This window comes from Elusimicrobiota bacterium, from assembly GCA_041658405.1.
Classification (GTDB): Bacteria; Elusimicrobiota; UBA5214; order JBBAAG01; family JBBAAG01; genus JBBAAG01.
Window position 1 is genome coordinate 1 of record JBBAAG010000005.1, and the last position, 22,316, is coordinate 22,316.

16 protein-coding genes and 4 tRNA genes are annotated in these 22,316 nt (G+C 42.3%); 18 read left to right on the forward strand and 2 right to left on the reverse strand.

Going from position 1 to position 22,316, the window contains the following annotated elements:
* The 8 genes from WC955_01850 to WC955_01885 all read left to right on the forward strand — a co-directional run.
* Positions 1-334: polyprenol monophosphomannose synthase (locus WC955_01850; GenBank protein ID MFA5857790.1), on the forward strand; the 334-nt coding region annotated here is incomplete at its 5' end.
* A 21-nt stretch (positions 335-355) separates the two neighbouring features.
* Positions 356-1,453, forward strand: a complete 1,098-nt coding sequence (locus WC955_01855; GenBank protein ID MFA5857791.1) for a glycosyltransferase — start codon at positions 356-358, stop codon at positions 1,451-1,453.
* A gap of 66 nt (positions 1,454-1,519) precedes the next feature.
* Entirely contained in the window at positions 1,520-2,911 is a 1,392-nt protein-coding gene (locus WC955_01860; protein MFA5857792.1) for a sugar transferase, read from the forward strand.
* 6 nt (positions 2,912-2,917) lie between these two features.
* On the forward strand, positions 2,918-3,982 hold the full coding sequence (locus WC955_01865; GenBank protein ID MFA5857793.1) for an NDP-sugar synthase: 1,065 nt from the start codon (positions 2,918-2,920) through the stop codon (positions 3,980-3,982).
* Positions 3,979-5,019: an NDP-sugar synthase gene (locus WC955_01870; GenBank protein MFA5857794.1), complete on the forward strand. Its 1,041-nt coding sequence runs from the start codon at positions 3,979-3,981 to the stop codon at positions 5,017-5,019. Before WC955_01865 ends, WC955_01870 begins: the two co-directional genes overlap by 4 nt.
* Before the next feature lie 43 nt (positions 5,020-5,062).
* The gene (metK, locus tag WC955_01875; protein MFA5857795.1) at positions 5,063-6,220 is read left to right on the forward strand and encodes a methionine adenosyltransferase; all 1,158 of its coding nucleotides are present in this window, start codon (positions 5,063-5,065) and stop codon (positions 6,218-6,220) included.
* A gap of 41 nt (positions 6,221-6,261) precedes the next feature.
* On the forward strand, positions 6,262-7,539 hold the full coding sequence (gene ahcY / locus WC955_01880) for an adenosylhomocysteinase (protein MFA5857796.1): 1,278 nt from the start codon (positions 6,262-6,264) through the stop codon (positions 7,537-7,539).
* Positions 7,540-7,546: 7 nt separating this feature from the next.
* Positions 7,547-9,304, forward strand: coding sequence for a M6 family metalloprotease domain-containing protein (locus tag WC955_01885; protein MFA5857797.1), 1,758 nt, complete (start codon positions 7,547-7,549; stop codon positions 9,302-9,304).
* Positions 9,305-9,318: 14 nt separating this feature from the next.
* On the opposite strand, the gene WC955_01890 is transcribed toward WC955_01885, so the two are convergent.
* Positions 9,319-10,413 carry an LptF/LptG family permease gene (locus WC955_01890; GenBank protein MFA5857798.1) on the reverse strand — a complete coding sequence of 365 codons (1,095 nt, stop codon included), beginning with the start codon at positions 10,411-10,413 and terminating at the stop codon, positions 9,319-9,321.
* A complete protein-coding gene (locus tag WC955_01895) occupies positions 10,410-11,507 on the reverse strand; it encodes an LptF/LptG family permease (GenBank protein MFA5857799.1) in 1,098 nt (365 codons plus the stop codon). The genes WC955_01890 and WC955_01895 overlap by 4 nt, the downstream gene beginning before the upstream one ends.
* Positions 11,508-11,650: 143 nt before the next feature.
* On the opposite strand from WC955_01895, the gene WC955_01900 reads away from it, so the two are divergent.
* The 10 genes from WC955_01900 (at position 11,651) to WC955_01945 (ending at position 22,307) form a co-directional block, all read left to right on the forward strand.
* Complete coding sequence (locus tag WC955_01900; protein MFA5857800.1) at positions 11,651-16,984, forward strand: hypothetical protein; 5,334 nt, start codon at positions 11,651-11,653, stop codon at positions 16,982-16,984.
* 53 nt (positions 16,985-17,037) lie between these two features.
* Positions 17,038-17,757, forward strand: a complete 720-nt coding sequence (locus WC955_01905; GenBank protein MFA5857801.1) for a ComF family protein — start codon at positions 17,038-17,040, stop codon at positions 17,755-17,757.
* 147 nt (positions 17,758-17,904) lie between these two features.
* Positions 17,905-18,972 carry a type I glyceraldehyde-3-phosphate dehydrogenase gene (gap, locus tag WC955_01910; protein ID MFA5857802.1) on the forward strand — a complete coding sequence of 356 codons (1,068 nt, stop codon included), beginning with the start codon at positions 17,905-17,907 and terminating at the stop codon, positions 18,970-18,972.
* 2 nt (positions 18,973-18,974) lie between these two features.
* Positions 18,975-20,168 (forward strand): phosphoglycerate kinase, encoded by a 1,194-nt coding sequence (locus WC955_01915; protein ID MFA5857803.1) that lies wholly within the window; start codon positions 18,975-18,977, stop codon positions 20,166-20,168.
* 29 nt (positions 20,169-20,197) lie between these two features.
* On the forward strand, positions 20,198-20,569 hold the full coding sequence (secG, locus tag WC955_01920; GenBank protein ID MFA5857804.1) for a preprotein translocase subunit SecG: 372 nt from the start codon (positions 20,198-20,200) through the stop codon (positions 20,567-20,569).
* Between the two features lie 46 nt (positions 20,570-20,615).
* A tRNA-Leu gene (locus tag WC955_01925) sits at positions 20,616-20,697 on the forward strand.
* A gap of 54 nt (positions 20,698-20,751) precedes the next feature.
* Positions 20,752-21,960, forward strand: coding sequence for a 2,3-bisphosphoglycerate-independent phosphoglycerate mutase (locus WC955_01930; protein MFA5857805.1), 1,209 nt, complete (start codon positions 20,752-20,754; stop codon positions 21,958-21,960).
* 83 nt (positions 21,961-22,043) lie between these two features.
* Positions 22,044-22,115, forward strand: a tRNA-Gly gene (locus tag WC955_01935).
* A gap of 26 nt (positions 22,116-22,141) precedes the next feature.
* Positions 22,142-22,213 (forward strand) — tRNA-Cys (locus WC955_01940).
* A 20-nt stretch (positions 22,214-22,233) separates the two neighbouring features.
* Positions 22,234-22,307, forward strand: a tRNA-Val gene (locus WC955_01945).
* Positions 22,308-22,316 lie beyond the last annotated feature (9 nt).

The following is a 22,316-nucleotide window of genomic DNA, read 5'->3' on the forward strand; positions in this document are numbered from 1 at the left end:
AAAAAACTGGCCGTTGCATCGCAGGTTATTGTCGAAGTTCGCGAATATTTATGTAAAAACTTTTACCCGCGGGGTTGTGAATGATAATACCGCGGGGTATGTCGGGATTAAACGCGAAGTTATACCAAATATCAGCCTCGAGAGAATTAAGTGCGAGGGGTATGCTTATCAGATAGAACTAAAGTACCGTATTGCGAAGAAGAAGTATAAAGTTCATGAAGTGCCCATCGTTTTTGTTGAACGCGTGTACGGGCAGTCGAAGATATCAAAAAATATTATATTCGAAGCGTTTCTTACTGTGATAAGAATCGGTTTATTTGGGGTTAAGTATTGAATCAAGGGATGAGGTGTTGAGTTGAAAACCGCGATTATACACGACTGGCTTACCGGTATGCGGGGCGGGGAAAAAGTTGTGGAAGCAATATGTGAACTTTACCCTGAAGCGGACCTCTATACCTTGTTTCATTTCAAGGGTGCTGTTTCGGATACTATTGAAAAAATGAATATTCATACGTCATTTCTGCAGTATATGCCGTTTGCCCGTAAGTATTACCGTTACTATCTTCCGTTTATGCCGATGGCAATTGAAGCGTTTAATGTCAAGAATTATGATTTAATTATCAGCAGCAGCCATTGCGTAGCGAAAGGTGTTATTCCCGGTAAAAATGCTGTGCATATTTGTTATTGCCATACGCCGGTACGGTATGCGTGGGAAATGTATGGCCAGTATTTTGCTATAGGGAATAAACCAAAAGGGATTAAGGATTTTGTTATCGAAGGTGTTATGAAATATATCCGTAACTGGGATATTAAGACTGTAGGGAGAGTTAATCATTTTGTTTCAAATTCTGAGAATATTAAGGAGCGGATCAAAAGGTGTTATAACCGTGAGGCTGCTGTTATATATCCTCCGGTGGATACTGAGTATTACGGGAACAAGGATATAGTTGATAAGCGTGAAGATTATTATTTACTGGCTGGAGCGTTTGCGCCGTATAAACGGTTGGATCTCGCGGTTGAAGCTTTTAATAAGTTGGGGTATCGGCTTGTTATTATCGGGCAGGGGCAGGATGAGAAAAAACTTAGATCGTTAGCTGATAAAAATATTGAGTTTCTTGGGTGGCAGGATGATAAGAAATTGTATGAGTGTTATAGTAAGTGTAAAGCCTTCATTTTTCCGGGGGAGGAAGATTTTGGGATTATGCCCGTAGAAACGCAGCTTGCAGGGACGCCGGTTATTGCGTATGGTAAAGGCGGTGCTTTGGAAACCGTGATTGACGGTAAAACCGGTGTATTGTTTTATGAACAAACTTGTGAAGCTTTGATTGGTGCAGTTAAGAAGTTTGAGAATATGAGTTTCAATAGAAATGCTGTCCGTGAAAATGGTTTAAGGTTTAACAAAGCAAGGTTTAAGAATGAGTTTAAGGGGTTTGTTGACTCTAAACTCCAGTAAGATTGATTTCTTATATCTAAGTAAGTCCTTGATAATTGCCTTGATAATCAAGTAAAATAGTAGTTTATGAATAAAATATTGTCGCGTAGTAATATTAATTATCTGTTGATGGTACTGGTTTTTCTGGTTGACCTGTTTTTGTTGTACCTAATGTTTATCGTTGCGTTCAAAATACGGTTTCAGTATCAGCTGTTGTTAACAATAATCCCTCCGGTCTTAGGGATGCCGTCATGGGAGGTGTACCAGAAAACGATTATTGCGGTGATAGGGTTATGGGCAATGATATTTTTGTACACTAACCTATACCGTGAAAAGTTCGTTTCTGCACTTGATGAAATTGTGTTGGTAGTGAAAGCAGTATCGACTGGGATAGTCTTCGCTATGGCGTTAACATTTATGTATCGCGAGTATGAGTATTCAAGGATTGTGCTTGGCTTGGCGTGGGTGCTTGCAATTGTTACTATTTCGATAAACCATTTGATACTGAGGTTCGTGATAGTCCGCGCTGTGAGGTTAATTGTCGGGCCGTTACGCATGATGGTTATGGGACAGGGCCGTGCTGCGGAGAGTATCCTGAAAATCCTGAAACGGCAGCCGCATATTAAAGTTTATTATGTTCCGCAATTGTCAGTCGATAAGGTTGAACAGATGCTGGAAACATGGGATGTTGAAGAAGTTATTATTGCGCAACAGGAGCCGGACCATAAACAGTTATTGAGTATAAATGACCTCTGTGAGTCAAACGGTATTGTGTTGAAGTTTCTTCCAAATATTTTTGAACTTCGTATGGGGGAAGTGTTCACTGATAATGACCTTGGGTTGCCGTTCTTAAGACTAAAATCTATATCTCTGCATGGGGTAAATTATTATATAAAACGTTTTGTGGATGTGGTAGTATCGCTATTAGCAATATCTTTTCTTTTCCCTGTGCTTTTGGGTATTGTGATCGCAGTTTTGATAGATTCTTCCGGGCCGGTGTTCTATAAACAAAAACGGATGGGGCATAAGGGAAGGATATTTGATTTTTATAAATTCCGTACTATGGTTGTTAATGCAGAGAGGCATATAGAAAAACTGCGTGCACAGAGTGACCGCCAGGGGCCGTTGTTTAAGATGCGTGATGACCCGCGGGTTACCCGTGTAGGGCGGTTTTTACGGAGGTTTAGTATAGACGAACTACCGCAGATTATTAATGTGCTTAGAGGAGAGATGAGCTTAATTGGCCCGCGGCCACAGGTGTTATGGGAAACTGCAGCATACGACGATTTCGCAAGGAAAAGGTTGAATGTCCTACCCGGGATTACAGGGTTATGGCAGATCAGCGGGCGTGCGGATTTGAGTTATGAAGAAATGATTCAGCTTGATATTTACTACGTTGAAAACTGGTCGTTAGGGATGGACTTAAGAATACTGTTTACAACATTGCCGGTAGTACTTACAGCAAAAGGAGCGTATTAAGGTTTTATGCAAGCGTTTATTTTAATCGGTGGTTATGGGACAAGGTTGAGGCCGTTGACGTTGAGCGTGCCAAAGCCGTTATTGCCGGTGGTTAACCGCGCGTTTTTGGATTACCAGCTTGACCTGCTTGAACGCCATGGTGTGGATGAAGTAGTGTTCTGTGTATCATATTTGAGTGATAGTTTTAAGAAGTATTATTCTTCCCTGCGGTATGGGAGGATGAAGATACATTTTTCGTTCGAAGAAAAGCCGTTGGGTACCGCGGGTGCATTGTGGCAGGCACGGAAGTATTTTAAACAGCCTGCGTTCATCTTAAATGGTGATATACTTACGGACCTGGACTTATCAATAGTTGCGAAGTATCACCGGAAGAACGGTGCGATAGTTACAATTGCACTTACCCGGGTGAAGGATCCTACAATTTATGGGTTGGTAGAATTAAATGCGAGGAACCAGGTACAGAGATTTCTTGAAAAACCGTCCTGGGATGAAGTTACGTCAAATACTATAAACGCTGGGATTTATATTCTTGAGCCTCAGATCCTGGATTATATACCTGATAACACTAACTTTTCGTTGGAGCGCAACCTATACCCTACGTTGTTGACTGATGAGAAAAGGAAACATAAGGTTTACGGGTATGTCGCTACATCGACGTATTGGCTGGATATTGGTACACCGGAGAAGTTTTTGCTAGCGAATTATGATGTTATGGAACACAATATTAAAGTGCCATCCAAGTTTTTAGCAAGGCATGCGGGGAAGCTTAGTAAGGATGTTATCAAGAAAAATCATATTACATGCCACGGGAATGTTGTTGTTGGGAAAAATAATCGTATCGGTAAATACGTGCAGTTGTCGGGGAATGTGTGTTTAGGAAATAATTGCGAGCTCGGGCAGGGTGTGGTTATTAAGGACTGTGTAATTCTGGATGATGCCAAGATCGGGGAAGGTGTTAAGATTGAATCATCTATTATCGGGAGAGGTTGTATTATTGAAGGTAATACGTTGATTTCGGAGGGTGCGATACTCGGAGAAAAGTCGGTTATACGCAGGTATAGTAAAATATGAAAGCGTTTATCTTAGCGGCGGGAGTGGGGACCAGGCTTAGGCCGTTGACGTACTATTTCCCAAAACCTATGTTTTCGGTGGCTAACCGTCCTGTGCTTGAGCATACTATCAGATTGTTGAAGATGCATAATATTAATGAGATGGTGATAAATCTGCATTATCATCCGCAAAAAATTAAGGCATATTTCAAGGATGGAAGCCGGTGGGGTGTAAAGATATTGTGGTCAGAAGAAAAAGAGCTTTTGGGTACTGCCGGTGGGGTTAAGAGAGTAGAGGAGTTTCTTAAGGATGATACGTTTATTGTGATGTCCGGTGATGGGATCACGGATTTGGATATCACAAAAGCAATTGATTTTCATCATAATAAGCATTCAGTCGCGACGATGGTGTTAAAGCCGGTGGATACAAGGTTTGAGTACGGGATCACGCTTACTGATTCAACCGGGAGGATCAAGAAGTTTATTGAGAAACCGGCATGGAGCGAAATATTTTCTAATACCGTCAATACCGGGATTTATATTTTTGAACCTGAAGTATTGAAGTTGATACCTAAAAATAAAATGTTTGATTTCGGGCATGACCTCTGGCCGTTGATGCTAACAAAACGGATGAAAATCTATGGGTACTTAATGTCTGATTACTGGTGTGATATCGGGAATTTAACGGAATACCGGCGTGCGCAGCGCGATATTCTTCAAGGAAAGGTTAAGTTGAGTATACCCGGAGAAAAAAGGGGTAGGATGCATATATGGGTGGGTGAAGGTACCAGGATTGATAAAACTGTAAGAATATTTCCGCCGGTTATCATCGGGAATAATTGTGTTATAGAAAAAGATGTTATCCTGGATAAACACACTGTTATTGGTAATAATTGCAGGATTAAGAGGGGTGCAAAAATCGGGAATTCAGTGTTGTGGAATGATATTGTCGTAGAGAAAAAGGTGGGGTTAAGTAATTGTATTATCGGTAATTCCGCAAAAGTTGTTGAAAATATTTCAGTGTTTGAAGGGTCTGTAATTAATCTGCAGAAAAAGTAGTTGTTATTTAAAGATTTTTTATAGAAAAAGGAAGGGAGTAGTTATGGCAAAAGATTTTTTGTTTTCATCAGAGTCAGTGACTGAAGGGCATCCGGATAAGGTGTGCGACCAGATATCCGATGCTGTGCTTGACGAGGTATTGAGGCAGGATAAGTACGGGCGTGTGGCGTGTGAAACTTATATCACTATGGGGTTGGTTATTATCGGCGGTGAAATCACAACGAATGCGTTTGTTGATATCCACAAACTTGTACGTGAAGTAGTGAAAAATATTGGGTATAGTTCTACTATTTATGGATTTGACTATAACACCTGTGCAATTTTGAATGCTATTCATACACAGTCACCGGATATTGCGCAAGGTGTGAACTGTGGCGGTGCGGGGGACCAGGGGTTTATGCTTGGGTATGCGTGTAATGATACTCCGGAACTTATGCCGTTGCCGATTACACTGGCGCATAGGTTAACCCGCAGGCTCGCGGAGGTAAGAAAAAGGAATATATTGAAGTATCTGGGGCCCGATGGGAAGTCGCAAGTTACTATTGAATATCGTGATAATAAACCCGTGAGAGTTGATAAGGTTGTACTTGCATGCCAGCATACTGAAGAAATTCTGGATAAGTCTAAGTGTAATATTACAAGTAAGGCACGGAAGGAAATAATTGACGCTGTAGCTATGCCTGTACTTAACAAACTCGTGGATAAAAATACAAAGTTTTTTGTTAATCAAACCGGGAAGTTTGTGGTCGGCGGGCCGCAGTCGGATACCGGGATGACCGGCCGTAAGATTGTGGTGGATACTTACGGCGGGATGATTCCGCATGGCGGCGGTGCGTTCTCCGGAAAGGATCCAACTAAAGTTGACCGTTCAGCGTCGTATATGGCGAGGTATGCCGCAAAAAATGTTGTAGCTGCGGGGTTAGCGCGGAAATGTGAGATACAGGTTGCGTACGTAATTGGCCGTGCGGAGCCGGTATCGTTAATGGTGGATACTCATGGAACAGGGAAAGTTAGTGATGAGAAATTAACAAAAGCTGTGATGCAAGTATTTGATTTTACACCTCAGGGGATTATTAAGAAACTTGACCTTCTGAAACCTAGGTATTTAGCGACTGCGAGTTACGGGCATTTTGGGCGGAAGGAAAAGGAGTTTACCTGGGAGAAAACGGATTCAGTAGCGAAAATCCGTGCGGCAGTATAGTTTATTTGTATTAAGTGAAACGGAGATAAAGTGTTGTGGTAATAAAAAATGATGTTAAGTCCATAAAACTTGCGGGTATCGGAAAAAAACGTACACTATGGGCCGAACGCGAGATGCCGGTATTACGGTCGATCCGCGAGAGGTTTATCAAAGAAAAGCCGTTGAATGGTGTCAAAATCGGGTGTTGCTTGCACGTAACAACGGAAACTGCGAATCTTATGATCACACTCGCTGCGGGGGGGGCTAAGGTTCAACTCTGTGCTTCCAACCCGTTGTCTACTCAAGATGATGTAGCAGCGCATCTAGTGAAGGATTACGGTATACCTGTCTATGCGGTTAAGGGTGAGGATAAGAAAAGGTATTACAGCCATATCGTTGCGGTACTTAATTCTGCGCCGGAGATTACTATGGATGACGGTGCGGATCTTGTTACCGTACTTCATACCGACAAAAAATACCGTGCGTTGTTATCCTCAATGATCGGCGGGACAGAAGAAACTACGACCGGGGTTATACGCTTGCACGCAATGGCAAAATCGGGTGTGCTGGAGTATCCTATCATAGCGATTAATGACGCGCAGACTAAGCATTTATTTGATAACCGTTATGGCACCGGGCAGTCTACTATCGACGGTGTGGTACGCGCGACAAATTTGTTGTTGGCAGGAAAAAACATTGTTGTCTGTGGGTACGGATGGTGCGGGCGCGGGTTCGCAATGCGTGCACGGGGAATGGGTGGGATTGTGTATGTTACAGAAGTTGACCCGTTATGCGCGTTAGAGGCGGTAATGGATGGGTTCACTGTATTGCCTATGAGTGAAGCTGCAAAGATAGGCGATCTGTTTCTCACTCTTACCGGAGATATAGGTGTTTTACGGAAAGAGCATTTTAAGGTAATGAAAAACGGGGCAATAATAGCGAACTCCGGGCATTTTAATGTTGAGATTGACATCCCTGCACTGGAAAAACTTAGTAGTGAAAAGAAAAATGTGCGTGAGTTTGTCGATGAATATGTATTGAAATCCAATGGCAAGTCAAAGAGCGTGTTCGTGCTAGGTGAGGGTAGGTTAATTAATCTTGCTGCTGCGGAAGGGCATCCGGCAAGTGTTATGGATATGTCCTTTGCGAATCAGGCGTTATGCGTGGAATATATTGTCAAAAAAAGTAAACTAGGCGGGTTGAAGAAAAATGTGTATTCCGTACCTGTAGATATAGATAAGAAAGTTGCGGAGTTGAAGCTTAAAAGTATGGGGATGAATATTGATAAGTTAACCCCTGAACAAGTTAAGTATTTGTCGTCTTGGAAACAAGGGACATAAATAAGGATTGCCTAATAAATTGCGGTATAAGTGTTTTAATGTTTTAACGGTATTAATATTAGCAATACCGGTATTTGCGGGAAACGCGTACCCCGCGCCGGCATTACACCCTCAATTTGCATGGCAGGAACCGCGTGAGCATGTTCATAAACTACCTGATGTGCGCGGTATGCGCGCGTTGGGGATAAACGAAGATATTCTCGCTACTAAACTTGGTACAATCGGGCAAAAAAAGATTGCGGCGATTATAGTGAACTTCGCATCAGCTGGAGCTACTACCAGCGGTAGTGCTACAATTAATGCGTTTGAGTTGTCCACAGTACAGGGATATCTTAAACGTATGGCGGAGTATTACAGCGAGGTGTCATATGGTAAGTTGCAGTTGGTGATCAGTACGTTTCCTGCTAACGGTGCATTTAACCTGTCAAATACTATGCAGTCATACGGCGCACCGGATACTGTGCTTGAAGCTAATACTCACAGGTTGTTCAAAGATGCTGTGGCAGTAGCAAATGAAAATGGTGCTAACATAAGTACGGCTACATATAATGCGGTGATGATACTGCATGCAGGGTATGGCCAGGAATCTACCGGGGTTGAAGGGGATATATGGTCGGTCTTTCTTTCGTGGGAGGGATATTATAACTCGGTATGCGGGTTTAACGAAGGGTTGTTAGTTCCTGCAAAAGAAAAGGAGTCTGACCCTCTAGGTACTATCTGCCATGAATTCGGGCATCAATTGGGTTTAGCTGATATGTATAGAACGGGAAGTATTTCTAAAAGTATAGTCGGGGTATGGTGTTTGATGGATTATGGTAACTGGGGAGGGAAATCCGGGGATCTTAGCGGGAGTAATCCGTCTCATACATGTGCTTGGTGTAAGACTGTTCTTGGGTGGGTATCACCGTCTAATACCAGTAATAATATTTCAAGTACACAAGTTATTGTGTCATCGACTATAGGAAAACAGATTGTACCATCTGAGAGAGCGCTGGAAGGTATTATTAAGATTCCTATAGATACCGGGAATAAACAAGGTATATGGGAAGAATATTTTTTGGTTGAATACCGCAGAAAGTCTGAGCCTAAACTTAAGTATGACCAGGGATTGTGTACCGAAGGATTGTTAATCTGGCATGTGGATGAAACTGTATTGTACGGCAAGCTTGCTTATCCTCCGGATGGCGGGGTGTTGAATACCAGGTTCAACCATAACATTATTAATAATAAGTATAGTACGGATTATCTTGGTGTTAAACTTCATACTTCTGATAGAAGCGAGCCAGGTGATGCGGATAGCGGGTGTTCGTCAAAACATCCTTTCTGCGACGGAGCAATGTTTACTACGCCGGATACTAAGTCTAATAATGGCCAGGAAAGTTCAATTACAATTGAAGGGATATTCGGGACGGGGAATAGTTATTTAGTCTCAAATATTTTACGGACAAAAATTGGGGATGATGAGATTTTGAGTATGTACGGCTCTCCAAATCCTTGTTCCAGCGGGTTGTTCACTGCGAGTTTTGTTTTAGGTAAACCGTCGTCTACAAGGCAAATATTGGTGTTTACCATTAACGGGGAATTGATAAAAACAATTCCTTCTACAGAAATAAGGTTAATTTCATTATCCGATGAGAGTTATAAGTATGAAGCTCAATGGGATCTCACAAATACTTACGGCCAGAAAGTTGCGGCTGGTGTGTATCTTTACGCGTTGAAAACTGAAAAAAGTCTTAAAGTTGGCCGAATGGCGGTAGTGAAGTAAAACTTTTTCCTAAATTACCTGTGTACGCGGGTAAGCAGTATTGCTCCGATTGTTGTGAATAACACGTTGGGTAGCCATGCTGCGATTAACGGCGGTATTCGTCCTGTATCCCCTACTGACCTGCTCACTGAAAGTACGCCCCAGTATAAAAATGTGCTGATAAGGCATATACTGAAACTACGCAGTTTCCCGCTTTTCTGGGTTAATAATCCAAAGTATAACCCAAAAATTAATACAACCAGGTTTGCTAGAGGGTACGAAAATTTCATGTGATACTGTACTTCTTCCCGCGCGGTCTGTCGGCCTTTTAGCCGTAATGATGTGATGTATTGTTTTAGTTTGATAAAATTCATTTCTTCTAGGTTGGGGGAGTAATACACAAAATCGTTGATTGTTTCGTTTAGCGGGACGGTTTTTGTATGTTTGTATGTTTGTGATACAATTTCTTCGTTTGCATTATACCGGCGGTCAACAGTGTCGTAAAGTGTCCATATACTATTTTGTTTATCCCAAACTGCGCGCTTAGAGATCGTTTGGGTTTTTATATGAAAATCATTATCAAAACTTTCCATTACAAAACCTTGTAGTTCATTTTTTGAGGGGTCAACAAGATTGGCTGTAAAATACTGGCCGTTTTGTCCTACAAGAAAAACGTTGGTTTGCAGTACCTGCATATTGGGTTCGGCATTTTTGAATTTTGTACGGAAAATGTAGTCGGATTGCGCGTTACTGTGAATTATTACGTATTCAAAAAAATAGAAGGAGGTTAGGCTTAATAAAATACCGATATAGAATACCGGTTTTATGAATTTGTAAATATCCACGCCTGCGGATTTTATTGCTGTGAGTTCTCCTGTGTGGGAAAGGTTATTCAACGCAAAAAGTAGTGCGAGTAATGTTATAATCGGGAGAATCTGCAGTGTCCAAAATGGTGAACGCAGTAATAGGTACGCTATAATATCTTGTATTGCAGGTTTATTGGTGACCAGTAAGTCCAGGCGGTCAAAAAACTGCGAGATCATAGTTAACAGCCAGACTATGAATAATCCGTAGATAAACGGGCGGATGTAATGAAAGATAAAGTATTTCTGTAACAAGTATTTTTTCATATTTTTGACATCCTGTAATACAAGAATATGCCGATTATACCGACGATAATGTTAGGCAGCCACATTGCTATACTCGCAGGGAGGATACTGCGGTCGCCAAGGGTTATGCCGAATATCAAGGCTAAGTAGTATATCGCAATTACTATAATACTCGCGGCAAAACCGATCGCGCGGTTGCGCTGGCGGATCTGTATTCCCAATGGTATGCCGGTAAGTGTAAACATTAAACATGCGAAGGCTATGCCGTTACGTAAATTGTATTCCACCGCCATGCGTGCAGTTGCGGAGAAGTTGTCTTTTATTTTTGAGATTTCAAGTTTGAGTTCTTTACCGGTCATTTCACGGATTGTACGCGATGCGTTGTTGTATTCTTTAATATCTTGAGACAACGTAATGACTAAAACGTAGCGTTCAAATTTGGTGTCTACCACCTGAGTTAACGCGTGTTTTGATGGCTGGCTGATTTTGCCGTCAAAAAGTTCAAATACCAAGCTTTCCTGGAAGTTTGTGTAACACCGGCCTTTCATCGCGCTTATGCGTACCGGCGGAGAAAAAGTGTCATTAAATTTGTAGATAAGTACTTGATGAAAAAAGTTTTGTGCATCACGGGATTCTACATAAATTTTGTATTGGTTCAACGTCAGGTACGTGCCTTCTTCAATCCTTATATACGGTTTCTCTGCGAGGATGTTCTGATAAAGTATGCGGAAGTAGCGTTGCGCTGTGGGTAAGATGTTCTGGTTGTACCATACAAGCGAGCTACTGAAAAATAGTGAGAGAATAATAAATGGCAGGATTAAGCCTGTAAGTTTTATACCGGATGCGCGGATTGCGGTTATCTCGTTGTCTTCTGCCATACGCGCAAAGGTTAACAGGCTGCCTACCAAAAATGACATCGGGAAAGTTAACGGTACGAGAGTGGGGATCAGCAGCATAAAAAGTTTGCCGACGGATACTGGGTTTACGCCTTTCGCAAACATTAGGTTTACTAATGTAAATATTTTGTCAAATATTAACAGGAATGAAAATATTAGTAGCCCAAGTAAAAACGGGCCTGAAAAGTTTTTTAGTATGTACCACCGTAATTTATTCATAAATTTATGGTTGTGTATTATACAAAACTATATGATGTGATATCACAAAAAAGGTGTTGCAATAATAAATGTTCATTTTAACTATTTATATATGCAGATGTATAAATTAAGTATAATTTAAGGTTTATTGTATGGAGAGTTATGTGAAACTGATTAAATTGTTGTTGTTATTTCAAATATTGTTTTGGGTTAACCCTGTTTCCGGGTATGATTTATTTGAGCAGGAAGAGGATACTTCTCCCGAGATTGAGTTCTCTCAGGATGAGTGGAATAATGTAAGGTCCGACAAGGAAAAAGGGATTTTTAACCCGTTAAGGGTATTATCGTCAAGTGGTACGGCAGATGCGTTATCTCCCGGTGACCGGCCGTCTCTCCCGCAGTTAGTACAACAACCAGGGCAAACCGGGATATCGTGGACACTGCCGTATGAGTCCGCTTTATCTGTTGACGGGCAAAAAGATATCGGGATGAATCTTAAGTACAAACAATATACCAGCGAAAAAGGTAAAACAGAACGTAATCAGGGGTTGCAGCCGCCGGATATGGACCAGGCGTTGAGGATACGTATTAACGGTAAGGTTGGGGAAAAGGTTGATGTAAACGTTGATTATAACGACGGTACTGCCGGAGCGAAACAGGATATTTCTGTTGTTTATAAAGGTTCACCCGGTGAGGTAGTTCAGGATGCTATGTTCGGTGACGTAACATTATCCATACCGTCTGAATTACTGGCTGTACCTACAAAAAACGTTTTTGGTATCAAAGTTGCCGGGCAAAAATACGGTTTTAAATTTGATGTTGTAGGTTCACAGACTAAAGGTACGCCGAAAGTAAAAAAGTTTCAGGGTAATAAAGAGGTTGCGAAGGAGTGGATACGGGATATTGATTATATCGAAAATAAGTATTTTCAGTTCGCGTTCCCTTCACAGGTAGGGAAAATTATACGCGGGACTGAACGTATATACCGTGATGACCTGAACAGTGATAATAATACAAAGGAAATCGGTGAATCGTTTGTAGTTGAGGATTATGATATAAATACTTCCACGTATACCGGATATTTTAATCCGTTATCGCCCGGGGTGGATTATACGATTGACCATGAAAAAAACTTGATTATTTTCCGTCGTTATCTTGAAGAAAGCTGGGTACTGGCAATTGATTATCAGTATACTGATACCGATGGAACGGTTAAATGGTTAAGCACGTCCGTAGGTACGCCCGGGCGGTTAAAAATTTTAAAGACAACGAATGATATGCCGATCTCTAACCAGGCGGAGTTGGGGTATAGAAGAGAATACCGGAATTATTACCGTTTAAAACAGCCTAAGATCATACGTGATGATGGTAGAGGTAATTTTGTTTTTAAGATAACAATGCCGGGACAGACAGATGAAGTTGGGCAGGTGAGTGATACGCAGGTTACCCCGAAATATCCTGCGGATGTTGATATAGATTTTGATGCCGGGGTGTTCAGTTTTAAGAGTTTACATCCATTTCTTGAAAACGCGTATGTTGCAACAAAGTCACAGCGTATGCCTACATATACGGCGTATATAGAATATACTTACTTATTAAAACGCATAAATCTTGAACCCAATATTGTCCCTCAATCGGAACGCATCATTGTTGACGGTAGGGCGTTAAGTAAAGAAGATTATTTTATTGATTACGATTCCGGGTACATAGATTTTTTGAGGGATGATAAAATTCTTGGGAATAGTGTTATTGAGATAAGTTATGAACAGGCGCCGTTTATTGGGTCGTCAGGTGAGTCACTCGCCGGCGGGAGGTTGGAGTGGCGGCCAAACCAGAATTTTAATATCGGCGGGAGTGCGTTGTATCAGGGAACGCCGTCTTCCACGCAGCTGCCGGATGTGCGGTCAGCGCCGCGGAGTGTTATGGTGAGAGAAGTGGATATGAACCTGCTAAACCTTAAGGTACCGCTTTTACCGGTTCAGATGTCGTTCTCCGGTGAGCTTGCGGGGAGTGATATCACGCCGAATACGTACGGTAAGGCGTTGATTGAGTCTATGGAAGGGATTAAGCAAGTGGATTCTGTTGGTATGGTAAAGGAATCGTGGCTTCCCGCGATAGGGCCAACGGGTGTGGCGTCTGATATGCCGGTAAGTTTTTATGGGAAAGAAAAACAGGATGGTGACCGCAAGGTAATTGATACTATCGGGATTCTTAATAATGAAGAAGAGGAATTAAAAAATATTAATCCTGATTATTACAACCAGGCGGATAACCAGAGGTTGAATGAACGCAGGACAATTCTTACCTTCAACTATGGCATGGTGAACAGTACGGGTGAAGTGTCAATCGTACAGCCTGTATCAAATACCGGGACGGATTATTCTACAAAACAGAGTATGGAATTATGGATATGGGGAGATAATAGCGGGACTGAGTTTAGTATAAGATACGGCGGGATAAGTGAAGACGCGGATGGCGATGGCGAGTTGGATACTGAAGACCTGAACTTTGACGGGTTGTTAAACCCCGGGGAGGATGTCGGGTGGAAGTATAATTATAAGGAATCAGTTTCTGATATCGGTGCGGGTAATGGAAAAATTGATACCGAAGACCTGGATAAGGACCGCGTGCTTGATACCGATAATGATACTGGGCAGGTATTTGCTTCATTTATCGACGAGGATGGGGTTGTGCATAATAAGATTGACTGGTTTGGGTGGAAGATGTTAAAGGTTGACTTAAACATCACGGATAAAACCGCATGGGCGGCTATTAAACAGATGAGGTTGACATTGCGGGGTGGTAGTACCGAGAATCAGGTGTATAAACGTATAAAAATCGCGTATATCGCGTTGGTGGGAAATAAGTGGAGAAATACAGCGGTGTATGGAGTTAACGGAGGGACGCTTACTCTGACCGCGTTGAATAATGAGGATAATCTTGAGTATATCCCGTTAATTTATGACGAGCGGTATAAGGAATTGTACAGGATTGACCAGCAGGATACTACTGCCACGGGATTAACTACGCAGAATAATTGGAGAAGAGAACAGGCTATGTCGCTTGTGTATTCTCTTCACGCAGGGTCTACAGGTACTACGCGGATAGATTTTACGCAGCCGGTTGATATCTCAAAATACAAAAAATTGTCGTTCTTTATGTTTCCCAGGACGGAGACTGCTAATGTTCCTGAGATGTTTATTTTCCAGGTGGGTAATGATACCGCGTATTTTGAACGCAGGGTACAGCTTGACGGGTTGACTAAGGAATGGCGGTTGGAACAGTTGTCGTTGTATGACCAAAACAGTGATGGTATACCCGATGGGTTTGACGTCGTGGTTGGGTCGCCGTCAATCAAAGCGGTACAGATGATACGCGTTGGGGTGGTTAATACTTCAGCTCTCACCGAAGTTAATAAGGCAGTTGGGGAAGTGTGGGTGAATGATATGTACCTTGATGAAGTACGCGCGGAACCCGGAGCTGCGTGGAAGCTCAGGAGTGACATGATTATCCCGGAGTGGGTCAATGCAAGTATGGGGTATAAAAAAATTGAGCCTACCTTCCGCAGCCTTGCACAGACAACGCTTGATAATATTGCAATTGATCAGTATACGTTGGATGTGGGGTTCGTTAAATTACCGTCAATCCCGATGAATTTCAGTGCTACCTGGGATCAGAGGAGAGTGGATAATTCCGCACAGAATGAATTCAGCCGTCAGCAGGATCAGGGTGCGGTGAGTACAAAAAGAGGGTCGTTATCAACAGGGCTTATCTTTCCTAAAGTACCGGCGTTGAATGTTAATTACGGTAAGGAAGTACGCGAATATTATGGGTTCTCAACGAGTACGTTTAGGATTGAAAATCATGAGGATATCAGCAGCCGGATTAATTATGAAGTGCCTTTCGCAAAGTTTGATATTTTACCTACTAAATATGTTATGTTGCGCCCGATTCCGTCAAGGATAGCGGGAAGTTATCAACGGACAAAAGACTGGGCGGATGATACGCTTGAAACAAAAAGTCAGAGAGAGTTGATGTCGCAGGTGCCAGAGCAGGCGTGGGATGAGTTCTGGAAACGTTTGGATATGTTCCAGCAGGAAAAGGATGGGTTGTTTGATTACATTGACCAAAGAGAATCATACGATGCTAATATGAGTTTTGAGTTCTGGCCTGGGTTTACTCTTGAGCCAAGGTATACTAAGTCAAATGAAACCCGGCGTGTGGCATTTTCTACGACGACAATGACGGAGGTTGGGATTAATAAATCACAGAGTGAACTGCTCGAGTTTAATACGCGCCTGGGGTTCTTTAAATGGTTTAACCCTACCGCTAATTTTAAGAATGAAATCAGTGATACATTAAACGTGAATAATACGGCGTATAAGTCTCTCAACCGGAATATGACAACTTCGCTTAGCTGGACGGTATCACAGGGGACACTTAAGTTTTTTAAGCCGTTAAGTATGATGAGGTTCAATTCTGCAGTGAGTTATGATTTTAATGATTCATATGAAGCTGTGCCATATGTTACTCAGGGAAGAGTTGATATTTTGCCTAATACTGAAAATGGGGTGAAAGGAATTAATCCTAAAACGTCAATTGAGAATAATAATATTACGCTTGGCGGAGGGTGGACGCCGTTTGGGGATTATAAAACAATGCATAAACGGTTGAAACCGTTGCAAACACTTACTTTTAACGGTAATTACTCGCAGTCGCGTAAGATGGATAATGTGCAGAATATTGCGGAAGAAAGCCTTAACTGGCCGAATTATTCGTTTAGTATCCGCGGGATTGAGGATATGTTGTTTGTAGAAAAATATGTGCAGTTCCAGGATACCAGTTTTAATTTAGCGCATAAAGAAACGGAACGCGAAAAAAGTTCGTTTAATTTGGAAGATAATTATTCTACTAACTGGAATATAAGGATTCTTGAACGGTTTGTCCCTAATATCAGTGCCAGTGTCAATGAGGTGATAGAAAACACGTATGACCCGCAAAAAGGTGCGTTTGTATTGAAGTCTACCAGGCAGTCGTATAATTTGTCAACTCAAGTGTCTTTCCGTATATTTAAGGATTTTCAGTTGAGGCCGAATTTCGGGTATCGTTCAGAGAATACTTATAACGGAAAACCGGAAAATAAAAATCTTAGTGCGGATACGCAAAATTTGAGTTTTGATATCGGGTCGAGTTATGATATAACATTACCCCAGGAGTTTAAATTGCCGTTTATTAAACAGCCGATACCCGCGGGGAATAGGATTACGATTAATTCCGGGATTAAATATGCGCGTGTGGATTCCATAAAAACTGCGAGTAATAATAGTGATACATTATCTTTTTCCGCGGATACAAGGTTTGAAACTTCACGGTATCTTCAGGTAGTGCTCGGGATGGGTGCAAGCCATTTCTGGGACCGGCAACCAGATAAGTTACCGGAAAATAATGAAAGCAGGTTCGAAGCAAATCTGTCGGGACGGGTTACGTTAAGGTTCTAGGTCGAAATTGGTTTGTGATTAAGTGAGTGAATGTGCTTGAGGGGTGAGGGTTTATGCTGGGTGAAATAATTGACTTTTTTTTGCCGCCGTGTTGTGTTATCTGCAAAAAGGTGTTGAATAGAAATTGTAATTACAATAAATTGTTATGTGGAACATGTTATGAAAATATTGTTCCTGTATCGTCGAGTTACTGCCGTTTTTGTGGGAAGCCGTTAGAAAAACCGGGTGAAACTTATTGCGTGTTCTGCAGGAATGTACATGAGAAAAGATGGGTGGATTATATCCGTGCGGCGGGGGTGTATGATGGTGTGCTTAAACGGTTGATTCATGATTTTAAGTATAGCGGGAAGGATTATCTAGGTTCTGTGCTTGCCGGCTATGTCGTGAAGCAATTAAGGGATGGGTATGATTGGGATAAAGTTGATGCGTTGATACCGGTACCGCTGTATTTATGGAATTACCTGCGGCGGGGGTATAACCAGACTGAAGTACTGGCAAAAGAAATCGGAAAACTCGTTAATGTGAAGGTTGTTAAAGGAAAAGTGCGGCGTTCACGCCTTACCCGGAGTCAGGTGGGGTTGACCCGCGAGGAGAGGATTAAGAACTTGGAGGACGCGTTTACTGTTAGAACCGGATATTTCAGGGGTAAAGTCGTGGTAATAATTGATGATGTATGTACCACTTCAACTACTATCAACCAGTGTGCTAAGGCGGTTAATAGTATTGGCGGAGCTAAGGCGGTGTATGGAATTACCGTAGCGCATGGGGAGTAACAATGTTTAATGTGTTTTATGGTTGTATTTTTGTTGACTTTTAATAATATTGTTATATAATTAATGCTTTCATGTAGTGGTATTAAGTTGGAGTTTTCAAAGTAGTATAATTAACTTTAATAAGGAAAGAGGAGGAGTAAAGGTGTTATGGGAGTAAAAGTAGGGATTAACGGTTTTGGAAGAATTGGTAGATTAGTATTGAACGCAATGGTTGAAAAAGGTGTTCTTGGGAAAGAAATTGATGTCGTTGCAGTGGTGGATGTGAGCACTGACGCTAAATATTTTTCGTATCAGATGAAATATGATTCTGTGCATGGAAAGTTCAAAGGTACGGTTGGTTGTGAGAAGAGTAAGGCTGATATTGCAGAAGATGATGTCCTTGTTGTGAACGGACATAAGATTAAATGCGTTGCCGCGACTAAAGAACCTGCGCAGTTGCCGTGGAAGGAACTTGGGGTGGAGCTCGTGATTGAGTCTACCGGGTTATTCACGGATTCTGAGAAGGCAAAAGGGCATTTAGCAGCGGGTGCGAAAAAGGTTGTGCTCAGCGCTCCCGGAAAAGGGGATGTAAAGACTTTACTCGTTGGAGTTAATCATGAAGAGTATGATCCTGCAAAACATAATATTGTATCAAACGCGTCTTGTACGACTAACTGCCTTGCTCCGGTTGTGCATGTTATTCTTAAAGAAGGTATTGGGATTGAGACCGGTTTGATGACAACTATTCATTCTTATACTGCTACACAGAAAACCGTGGACGGGCCGTCAAAGAAGGATTGGCGCGGCGGGCGTGCAGCGGCGTTGAATATTATTCCGTCAACAACTGGTGCGGCAAAAGCGGTGGGTGAAGTTCTTCCTGTAGTTAAGGGTAAGCTTACAGGGATGTCATTCCGCGTTCCTACTGCCGATGTTTCAGTTGTTGACCTGGTGTTCCGTTCAACTAAGGATTCTTCAATTGAAGAAATCGATGCGTTGCTTAAAAAAGCGTCACAGTCGTATCTCAAAGGTATCCTTGGCGTTGCGGATGAAGAAGTTGTGTCAACTGATTTTATTCATGATGAACGTTCATCAATTTATGATTCATTAGCAACGTTACAGAATAATCTGAAAGGCGAAAAACGGTTCTTCAAAGTTGTGTCATGGTACGATAATGAATGGGGATATTCCAACCGTGTTGTTGATCTTATTAAGCATATGATAAAGAAGGGTATCTAAGCATGGCAAAGAAGAGTATTACTGATATCGATCTTGCCGGGAAAAAAGTTTTGGCACGGGTGGATTATAATGTGCCGTTGGATGAGAACGGTAATATATCCGATGATACCCGTATAGTTGGTACTATCCCGACGGTAAAGTATTTGATTGAAAAGCAGTGTAAGGTAATTCTCTGCGCGCATCTTGGACGCCCGAAAGGGAAGGTTGATCCAAAATATAGTTTACGGCCAGTAGTCAAACGGTTAAGTGAACTCCTGGGAAAAGATGTTAAGTTTGCAGAGGATTGTGTCGGCGATGCTGCGAAGAGCGCAGCTGCTGCGTTGAACAGTAGTGAAGTGTTATTGCTTGAAAACTTGAGGTTTCACGCGGAAGAAGAAGAGAATGATGAAAATTTTGCGAAAGAACTCGCGAGTTTAGCTGAAGTTTTTGTCCAGGATGCGTTCGGTACCGTACATCGTGCACATGCATCAACAGAAGGTGTAACTAAGTACTTGCCTGCAGTTGCCGGTTTTCTTGTACAAAAAGAGATTGAGTATCTTGGTAAAGCGTTAGAAGCGCCAGTAAGGCCGTTCTACGCAATTCTTGGCGGAGCGAAGGTTTCTGATAAAATTGAAGTTATAACAAACTTACTAGCCAAAGTTGATGCACTGGTTATCGGCGGGGCAATGGCATATACACTGCTTAAAGCAAAAGGGGTTAATACCGGTGATTCGCTTGTTGAGAATGATAAAGTTGACCTTGCAAAGAAGATTGTTGAGCAGGCAACTGCCAAGCGTGTGCATTTGTTATTGCCGATAGATCATGTTGTTGCGAAGGATGTTAGTGCTGAAGCTGAAACTATGAATACATCGGGTATGGATATTCCTGCCGGATGGAAAGGGTTGGATATCGGCCCGATGACTGTTAAACTTTATGGCGAACATCTTGCCAAAGCGAAGACTGTATGCTGGAATGGCCCGCTTGGAGTGTTTGAGATTGATAAGTTCGCGAATGGAACGTTTTCAATTGCAAAAATATTGGCGGGGATTACCGGTAAAGGCGCAATAACTATTATCGGAGGAGGGGATACGGCTTCGGCTGTAGTTCAGGCCGGTGTGGCGGATAAAATGTCTCATATTTCTACCGGCGGTGGTGCGTCATTGGAATTTCTCGAAGGTAAAGAGCTGCCGGGGATTGCAGCGTTACAAAATAAATAGGTTAAGAAAGTTAAGGAAAAAAACTGTATATGTATCCAATTCTTGTAGTCTTGCATGTGATCATCAGCATATTGTTAATGTTGATAGTGTTAATACAGTCGAGTAAAGGGTCGAGTTTAGCGGGGCTTGTAAGCAGTACAAGCGATATGATCCTTTCCGGCGGGTCAGGTAATGTGTTGCTAAAAAGGATTACTATAGGAGTAGCTGTGGCATTCGCTGTTACGTCGTTATTATTGACAGTCGTTCCGTCTAAGTCCACAAGGTCGGTTACTGACGGGATTGCGGTACAGCAACCTGTAGCACAGCCGGCGCAGCAACAGCAGCCCGGTGAAAATCCAATCTCTGTACCGTCAGGTAATACAGTACCGGCAGCGCCGCAACAAGGGAATACTGCAAAGTAAAGTTGTTATTATAATGTTGAGCCTTCACATAATTACTATATATAACGGGCAGGTGGCGGAATTGGCATACGCGCACGTTTGAGGGGCGTGTCCCGAAAGGGGTATGGGTTCAAGTCCCTTCCTGCCCAGTTTTTTAAGATTCAAAATTGAGTAATAGGAGAATAATTTTTGTGGAAAAAACGTTGATAAATTTAGTTTCATCGGTGGTCATAAGGACTGATAGTAAAGTATTACTTGTAGTTGCTGACGGGTTGGGTGGGATGGCGTTGCCTGAGACAGGATTATCTGAACTGGAGACTGCGAAACATCCTAACCTTGATTCTTTAGCGCGTGAGTCTGCTTGTGGGGTGACAACTCCTATTTATCCGGGTATTACGCCGGGAAGCGGGCCTGCGCATTTATCCTTGTTTGGTTATGATCCTACAAAATACGAAATCGGGCGCGGGGTATTGGAAGCGCTGGGGTCGGGGATTAAGCTTACTTGCAACGATTTGGCGTGCCGCGCGAATTTTGCTACATATGATAAATCAATAAATGAAATTGTTGACCGCCGTGCGGGACGGATACCAACTGATAAGAATAAGGAGTTGTGTTCGTTTCTTCAAAAAAATATTACTGAGATTGACGGTGTAAAAGTTTTGATTAAGTCCGGAAAAGAGCATAGGTTTGTCGTGGTATTCACAGGGGATGGTTTGGAGTTTAACCTTACTGAAAATGATCCGCAGAAAGAACATCGCGCACCGTTAGCAGTGAAGGCGATTGATAATGGGTCGAAAAAAAGTGAAATTGTTATAAATAAGTTCATCGATAGAGTTAAGGAATTACTTAAGGATGAGGTTCCGGCAAATTATCCGTTGTTACGCGGGTTTGCTAAGTATCCGGATATACCGTCAATGGGGAAATTGTATAAATTAACCCCTGCGGCAGTTGCGACGTATCCAATGTACCGCGGGTTAGCGCAATTGGTTGGGATGGAGATCCTGTCCACAGGTGAAACGTTAGCGGATGAAATACGTACCGTAAAAGATAATATGAGTAAATTTGATTTCTTTTATTTGCATATAAAGAAAACTGATGCGATGGGGGAAGATGGTAATTTCGACGGGAAAGTTAAGATGATAGAAGAGATTGATAAGTATATACCTGAAATCAGAGGGTTAGGGTTTGATACTATAGTATTTACCGGTGATCATTCAACCCCGGCTGTGATGAAAGGGCATTCGTGGCATCACGTACCTGCGCTTATCTGGTCAAAGTTCACGCCAATAAATGATGTGCAGAAGTTTACTGAACGCGAGTGTATGCATGGCAGTCTCGGGAGAATGCATGCGTGTGAGGTAATGCCGGTGGCTTTGGCGAATGCTCTCAAACTCGGGAAGTATGGCGCATAGGGTCTTTTGTATATTATTGACAGAAAGACTTTGGACATAGTAAAATATTATAAATGTTTATAGCGTACGGGTGAAATGCGTATGCGGGGGTAGTTCAGTGGTAGAATGTCTGCTTGCCAAGCAGAAGGTCGCGGGTTCGAACCCCGTCCCCCGCTAATTTTTGTTTTCATAAACGCATTTTGGCGTGGTACCCAAGTGGCAAGGGAGGAGTCTGCAAAACTCCGATTCGCCGGTTCGAATCCGGCCCACGCCTTAAAGACAATATAAGTTTATGGGCGGTTAGCTCAGTTGGCTAGAGTACTACCTTGACATGGTAGGGGTCACAGGTTCAAGTCCTGTACCGCCCAAGTTTGTTT

Excerpts from the sequence above, each read along its gene's own strand:
- WC955_01860 (MFA5857792.1), top strand. The coding sequence starts at position 1,520 with ATGAATAAAATATTGTCGCGTAGTAATATTAATTATCTGTTGATGGTA.
- WC955_01865 (MFA5857793.1), top strand. The coding sequence starts at position 2,918 with ATGCAAGCGTTTATTTTAATCGGTGGTTATGGGACAAGGTTGAGGCCG.
- WC955_01870 (MFA5857794.1), top strand. The coding sequence starts at position 3,979 with ATGAAAGCGTTTATCTTAGCGGCGGGAGTGGGGACCAGGCTTAGGCCG.
- metK (MFA5857795.1), top strand. The coding sequence starts at position 5,063 with ATGGCAAAAGATTTTTTGTTTTCATCAGAGTCAGTGACTGAAGGGCAT.
- WC955_01890 (MFA5857798.1), bottom strand. The coding sequence starts at position 10,413 with ATGAAAAAATACTTGTTACAGAAATACTTTATCTTTCATTACATCCGC.
- WC955_01895 (MFA5857799.1), bottom strand. The coding sequence starts at position 11,507 with ATGAATAAATTACGGTGGTACATACTAAAAAACTTTTCAGGCCCGTTT.
- WC955_01905 (MFA5857801.1), top strand. The coding sequence starts at position 17,038 with ATGCTGGGTGAAATAATTGACTTTTTTTTGCCGCCGTGTTGTGTTATC.
- gap (MFA5857802.1), top strand. The coding sequence starts at position 17,905 with ATGGGAGTAAAAGTAGGGATTAACGGTTTTGGAAGAATTGGTAGATTA.
- WC955_01915 (MFA5857803.1), top strand. The coding sequence starts at position 18,975 with ATGGCAAAGAAGAGTATTACTGATATCGATCTTGCCGGGAAAAAAGTT.
- secG (MFA5857804.1), top strand. The coding sequence starts at position 20,198 with ATGTATCCAATTCTTGTAGTCTTGCATGTGATCATCAGCATATTGTTA.